The organism is Klebsiella sp. H-Nf2 (assembly GCF_002806645.1).
In the GTDB taxonomy this organism is placed as follows: domain Bacteria; phylum Pseudomonadota; class Gammaproteobacteria; order Enterobacterales; family Enterobacteriaceae; genus Klebsiella; species Klebsiella variicola.
In genome coordinates this window covers 141,433-147,790 of the sequence record NZ_PIBL01000013.1, presented here as the reverse complement: position 1 = coordinate 147,790, position 6,358 = coordinate 141,433, and the positions used below count along the sequence as shown (strand labels likewise).

Below are 6,358 nucleotides of genomic sequence, written 5' to 3'. Positions count from 1 at the left end.
GTCCACATTCAGCACTGAATTATCAGACGCCATCAGAGTTTGCAGCACGGTGGCGAAATGGAAAATGTGAAGGTAAACAAACCGACCTTACTAACTGACGGTTGTATCTAATCCTGGGGGCAGGTCATGTCGGCCCTTCAGGCGTCGGTAAAACCACGCTGTTAAAAGTGATGTGTGGTCTGCTTTCGCCGACCAGTGGTGATGTGTTAGCGGATAATCTCGATATCACTAAAATTGGTCTTAATAATTATCGCCTTGGTACCGCCTGCGTACTGCAGGAGGACCGCCTTTTCTCCGGATCGCTTATCGATAATATTAGCGGCTTTGAAGATAACGCCGACCTCGATTTTGTTATGGAATGCGCCAAACGCTGCAACATTCATGACGAAATTATGAAGATGCCGATGGGCTATGAAACCATCGTCGGTGAACTGGGACTAGGTATTTCCGGTGGGCAAAAGCAGCGTATCCTCATCGCCCGTGCGTTGTATCGTAAACCAAGCATACTATTTATGGATGAAGCCACCAGCCATCTTGACCTAAAAAATGAATCCGTTATCAACCAGTCAATCTCGGCGTTAAGTATTACCCGGATTATCGTCGCCCACCGGCCATCCACAATCGCTTCTGCCGATCGTGTTATTGACCTGTCGCAATCGAAAACGCTTGCGACAGCTTAAAAGGAGAAACTTATGCAAGGAAAATTTATTAGTTTTAATACTGCCGGCATCACCTTTGAAGAACGATTTCTGGCTCTGCTATTGAAAATTAAGCACAAGAATGGCCTCTATCAGACCTATTATATGCAGACACCAGTGCTGGCCGATCTTCTTCTTATATTACAGTACAGACTGCTTATGACCCTCCATCGCCTACAGGTGCAAGGCGATAGCTATAAAGAAGAACTGATTGCCTGCAATGAATCATTAATGGCCAACATCCCAGAGGTTGAGATGGCTGAAATCGAGCAGCCCGATCCGGAAAGACGCATTATGTCAATCACCCCTAAACTTGGGGAAACCGACACGACCCTGATTCTGGTACTACAGAATGAACAGATTTGCACTTTCTGTATCGAAGACAATCAGGTAGAAGCAATGATTCTCGGGATACAACAATCATTAAAAATAGCGGATGACCAGGAGGTTATTCAGTACTTAAGTTCAAATATGGATTTTTTAATGAGCTACACCGTGGACTTAACTACTCAGCCTAATATCGATTACCAGCAATATTCCCACGAAGAATGGAAGCTGAACCTGTTTTCACATTATCTGGGCGTGCTGTACTGCTGTGAGACGGACGAAGGGAAGAAAATTGTCTCCGGAGCTGTGATCAAAACCAGCGCGCCGCATCTGTCTGAACTGGAAAATAACGTCGTGATGCAGCTTATCGAGAAAAGCCCCAAGCTCAAGGCGATGCACGCGGAGCTGGCGCCATGCCAGATCTTCAGTAACATTATCCCTTCCCAGCCAGGAAGAATGCTCAGTCTGGAAGAGTGCCTGCGTCCCCTGCACGCGTTCTACCTTGAGAAGAAAGCAGAACTTAGCGCCTGATCCGCATCTTCAACTACACCTCTCTCCGCGCTCGCAGAGAGAGGCATCACGCATCAGTTCGGGCACTTATAAACCTGGCCGTTCATTTCGCTGTCGGTAGGTACAAAGCTCGACAGCAGGTTTTGCGTCGGGCTGCTGACGCCGTAAATCACGTTGCCGCCCATCGCTGCCGCCTGGTTGCGCAGGGCGTTTGCCGCACCGCGCATGGAACCACCCTCATCACCATTCTGGCCGGAGAGCCAGTTGCTCTGTTTACCCGTCGCGGTCCCTAACAGCTGACAATCTGCGCCCGGCTTCTCCTGCACGAAACGCACATTCTGGCCGGCAGAGGTTAATTCATTGCTGGAACTGCAACCTGCCAACAGTAAGGCTGCGCCGACAATCCCTGCTAAATATTTTACCTGCATGTTATTCCCCATGATCGATGAGCTGGACGCACTGGCCCGGATGTAAATCTGTCATCCTTCAAACTGCGTCGGCATGAGCCGCGTTCATTCCCTCCCCGGTCGCGCTTGTCATTTCACGCCCGAAACGGAGGTGCTTGCCGCTCTGATGCAGCTTAAATGATTTTTATGTATAAGCCTTATACTAAAAAGCGCGCCAAAAGAAAAACCCCCAGCCATTGCTGGCCAGGGGTTTCTGCTTTTTTAAGCTGTAGAGCGCACGATTACATCATGCCGCCCATACCGCCCATGCCACCCATACCGCCGGCAGCACCTAAGTCAGGCGCGTCGCCTTTCGGCAGGTCGGTCACCATGCACTCGGTGGTAATCATCAGGCCAGCAACGGATGCCGCGTACTGCAGAGCAGAACGGGTCACTTTGGTTGGGTCCAGGATACCGAAGTCGATCATGTTGCCGTATTCTTCAGTTGCCGCGTTGTAACCGTAGTTACCGTCGCCTGCTTTCACGTTGTTTGCCACAACAGACGGCTCTTCACCGGCGTTGGACACGATCTGACGCAGCGGTGCTTCCATTGCGCGCAACGCAACTTTGATACCGACGTTCTGATCTTCGTTCTGACCGGTCAGGCCAGTGAGTTTCGCTGCAACGCGAACCAGCGCTACGCCGCCGCCAGCAACCACGCCTTCTTCAACCGCAGCACGGGTCGCGTGCAGGGCGTCGTCAACGCGTGCTTTTTTCTCTTTCATTTCAACTTCGGTAGCCGCACCGACTTTGATTACTGCCACGCCGCCAGCCAGTTTAGCTACGCGCTCCTGCAGTTTTTCACGGTCGTAATCGGAGGTTGCTTCTTCGATCTGCTTGCGGATCTGAGCTACGCGGCCCTGAATTGCGGATTCTTCGCCAACGCCATCGATGATGGTGGTGGTGTCTTTGTTGATAACCACGCGTTTCGCCTGACCCAGGTCTTCCAGAGTCGCTTTTTCCAGCTCCATACCGATCTCTTCAGAGATAACGGTACCGCCAGTCAGCGTCGCGATGTCTTGCAGCATAGCTTTACGACGGTCGCCGAAGCCAGGTGCTTTCACCGCAGCCACTTTAACGATACCGCGCATGGTGTTAACCACCAGAGTCGCCAGCGCTTCACCTTCAACGTCTTCAGCGATGATAACCAGCGGTTTGCCAGCTTTCGCTACGGCTTCCAGAACCGGCAGCATTTCGCGGATGTTGGAGATTTTTTTGTCAGCCAGCAGGATGAACGGGCTTTCCAGCTCAACAGCACCGGTGTCCGGTTTGTTGATGAAGTACGGAGACAGGTAGCCGCGGTCGAACTGCATACCTTCAACCACGTCCAGTTCGTCTTCCAGACCGGTACCGTCTTCAACGGTGATAACGCCTTCTTTACCGACTTTATCCATCGCTTCCGCGATCAGTTTACCTACGGTTTCGTCGGAGTTAGCGGAGATGGTACCAACCTGAGCAATGGCTTTAGAGTCAGAGCACGGTACGGACAGCGCTTTCAGTTCTTCAACGGCGGCAACGACAGCTTTGTCGATACCACGTTTCAGATCCATCGGATTCATGCCCGCCGCAACGGCTTTCAGGCCTTCTGCGATGATAGCCTGAGCCAGTACGGTTGCAGTGGTGGTACCGTCGCCTGCCGCGTCGTTCGCTTTAGAGGCAACTTCTTTCACCATCTGTGCGCCCATGTTTTCGAACTTGTCTTCCAGTTCGATTTCACGAGCAACGGAAACGCCATCTTTAGTGATGGTCGGCGCGCCGAAGGATTTGTCCAGAACCACGTTACGGCCTTTCGGGCCCAGGGTCACTTTAACTGCATCTGCCAGTACGTTTACGCCGCGCAGCATTTTTACACGAGCGTCGTTACCGAATTTTACGTCTTTTGCTGCCATTTCTTTTATTCCTCAAATTCGTTCAGGGTCGTGCGAATTACGCTTCAACAATTGCCAGGATGTCGCTTTCGGACATGATCAGCACTTCTTCGTTGTCGATCTTCTCAGACTTCACGCCGTAGCCATCGTTGAAAATCACGATGTCACCAACTTTAACGTCCAGCGGCTGCACAGTTCCGTTTTCCAGGATGCGGCCTTTACCGACAGCGATGATTTCGCCACGAGTTGATTTAGCTGCCGCAGAACCGGTCAGAACGATGCCGCCTGCAGATTTGGTTTCAACTTCTTTACGTTTGACGATCACACGATCATGTAACGGACGAATACTCATTGATAGCTCTCCTTCGAGAAAGTCATTATCAGTTATGGGTGACGCCGGGCCGAACGAGGTTTACCGGCTAGTGCTGAGAGAGATGGGGGTGGCCATTTCCCGCTTCAAGGGCAAAATCAAAAAAAATTTTTTCCTTTGCGCTAGCGCGCAAAAAGCGGCGCTATCGGCCAACGCGTCATAAGGAAAAGCGATTGTGATACTCTCTTTTTTTCACTGGCGCAGGATGGAATCATGAGTGATTTAAAACAGGAGTTGGGGCTGGGACAGGGAGTCGGGTTGCTTTCCACCTCATTGCTGGGCACCGGCGTCTTCGCCGTTCCGGCGCTGGCGGCGCTGGTCGCTGGCGATAACAGTCTGTGGGCATGGCCGCTGCTCATTCTTCTTGTTTTCCCGATTGCCATCGTCTTTGCCCTGCTGGGCCGCCATTTTCCCAGCGCGGGCGGCGTGGCCCATTTTGTCGATATGGCGTTTGGCCCACGTCTGGCCAGCGTGACCGGTTGGTTGTTTTTATCGGTTATCCCGGTAGGACTCCCCGCCGCGCTACACATCGCCACCGGCTTTGGCCAGGCGCTGTTCGGCTGGCATGATGCGCAGCTACTGCTGGCGGAGCTGGGCACCCTGGCCATCGTCTGGTGGGTTGGTTCGCGTGGCGCCAGCTCCAGCGCCAACCTGCAGACGCTGGTTGCCATACTGATAGTGGCGCTGATCGCCGCCGTCTGGTGGCGCGGTGGAATAAGTCCGGCGCAGATCCCCTTCCCCGCCCTGACGGAGATCGACCGCGGCCAGCTCTTCTCCGCGCTGTCGGTCATGTTCTGGTGCTTCGTCGGTCTGGAAGCTTTTGCCCACCTGGCCTCGGAATTCAAGCATCCCGAGCGCGATTTTCCCCGCGCGCTGATGATAGGCCTGCTGCTTGCCGGCTCGGTCTACTGGGCCTGTACCGTGCTGGTGTTGCACTTCCACGCCTTTGGCGAGGAGATGGCGGCGGCCGCGTCACTACCGAACATCGTTGTCCGTCTGTTCGGCGTCGAAGCGCTGTGGGTGGCCTGCGTCATCGGCTATCTCGCCTGTTTCGCCAGCCTCAACATCTATATTCAAAGTTTCGCCCGCCTGGTCTGGTCGCAGGCGCAGCATAAGCCACAGAGCTACCTCGCACGGCTGTCGCCGCGGCAGATCCCGCGCAACGCCCTCAACACCGTGCTGGGCTCCTGCGTAGTCAGCACCTTGTGTATCTATTTGCTCGATATCAATCTGGACGCGCTGATCGTCTATGCCAACGGCATTTTCATCATGATCTATCTGCTGTGCATGCTGGCGGGATGTCGTTTGCTGCGCGGGCGCTATCGGCTATTGGCGGTGGTGGGCAGCATTCTTTGTCTGCTGCTGCTGGCGATGGTCGGCTGGAAGAGTCTGTACGCGCTGGTGATGCTGGCGGGACTGTGGCTGTTTTTACCCAGGCGCAAGCTGGCGACAGGCAGCGTGTAAGCCTGGAAAGAAAGCGGCCCGGTCGCATCTGCTGACCGGGCCGGGCGTGTATTAATCGCGGCGATCGTCCTTATGGTCCAGACGGTCGCGCTGTTCATCCTTGCGCTGGAATTCCCCTTCGAAGGTCTCTCCAGCGCCAGTTCCGGCGCTAAAGCCACCGCCCGGCATCCGACTGAAGCGCAGATGCGGCATCAGCTTCATCGTCAGGTGCTTCTGCACTGGAGGCAGCAACAGCAGCAGGCCGAGGAAGTCGGTAAAGAACCCCGGGAGCAACAGCAGCAGACCGGCGATAATCAGTGAAACGCTCTTGATCATCTCCGCCGCCGGGCTCTCGCCCGCGGCCATCTTCTGCTGCATCAGCAGGAAGTTTTTGAAGCCCTGGTTACGCACCAGCGACATCCCCACCACCGAGCTAAAGATCACCAGGATCAGCGTCATAAAGACGCCCAGCACGTGCGCTACCTGGATAAAGATCGATATCTCAATGTAAACGTAAAGAAAAAAGGCAATAAACGGAATCCAACGCACCGGCGTCTCCTTCATCAACGGGCGCTGCGTTCAGCGCCCGTAGTCATCAATTTGCTGATCGCATCCTACTAAGATGGGGATGCTGCGCGGCTTTTCAATCAGCGGAAATGCTTATTTTCTCCAGGAATAGGAAAGCGGTGACCCATT

Annotated in this window: 6 protein-coding genes and 1 pseudogene; 3 read left to right on the top strand and 4 right to left on the bottom strand. The window is 53.9% G+C overall.

What is annotated here, in order from left to right:
* Positions 1-128 precede the first annotated feature (128 nt).
* Positions 129-680 (top strand): annotated as a pseudogene (locus CWM58_RS23850) (ATP-binding cassette domain-containing protein); the annotation flags it as partial.
* A gap of 12 nt (positions 681-692) precedes the next feature.
* Complete coding sequence (gene yjeJ / locus CWM58_RS23845) at positions 693-1,556, top strand: YjeJ family protein (protein ID WP_100681946.1); 864 nt, start codon at positions 693-695, stop codon at positions 1,554-1,556.
* Between the two features lie 53 nt (positions 1,557-1,609).
* Here yjeJ and CWM58_RS23840 read toward each other — a convergent pair whose 3' ends face one another.
* The 3 genes from CWM58_RS23840 to CWM58_RS23830 form a co-directional block, all read right to left on the bottom strand.
* Complete coding sequence (locus CWM58_RS23840) at positions 1,610-1,963, bottom strand: DUF4156 domain-containing protein (RefSeq protein WP_023313845.1); 354 nt, start codon at positions 1,961-1,963, stop codon at positions 1,610-1,612.
* Between the two features lie 260 nt (positions 1,964-2,223).
* Entirely contained in the window at positions 2,224-3,870 is a 1,647-nt protein-coding gene (gene groL / locus CWM58_RS23835) for a chaperonin GroEL (protein ID WP_100681945.1), read from the bottom strand.
* A 37-nt stretch (positions 3,871-3,907) separates the two neighbouring features.
* On the bottom strand, positions 3,908-4,201 hold the full coding sequence (locus CWM58_RS23830) for a co-chaperone GroES (protein WP_003855929.1): 294 nt from the start codon (positions 4,199-4,201) through the stop codon (positions 3,908-3,910).
* Between the two features lie 231 nt (positions 4,202-4,432).
* Between CWM58_RS23830 and yjeH the strand changes: the two genes are divergently transcribed.
* Positions 4,433-5,683, top strand: coding sequence for an L-methionine/branched-chain amino acid transporter (gene yjeH, locus CWM58_RS23825; RefSeq protein WP_100681944.1), 1,251 nt, complete (start codon positions 4,433-4,435; stop codon positions 5,681-5,683).
* A gap of 51 nt (positions 5,684-5,734) precedes the next feature.
* On the opposite strand, the gene CWM58_RS23820 is transcribed toward yjeH, so the two are convergent.
* Positions 5,735-6,211, bottom strand: a complete 477-nt coding sequence (locus CWM58_RS23820) for an FxsA family protein (RefSeq protein ID WP_061156057.1) — start codon at positions 6,209-6,211, stop codon at positions 5,735-5,737.
* Positions 6,212-6,358: the final 147 nt, after the last annotated feature.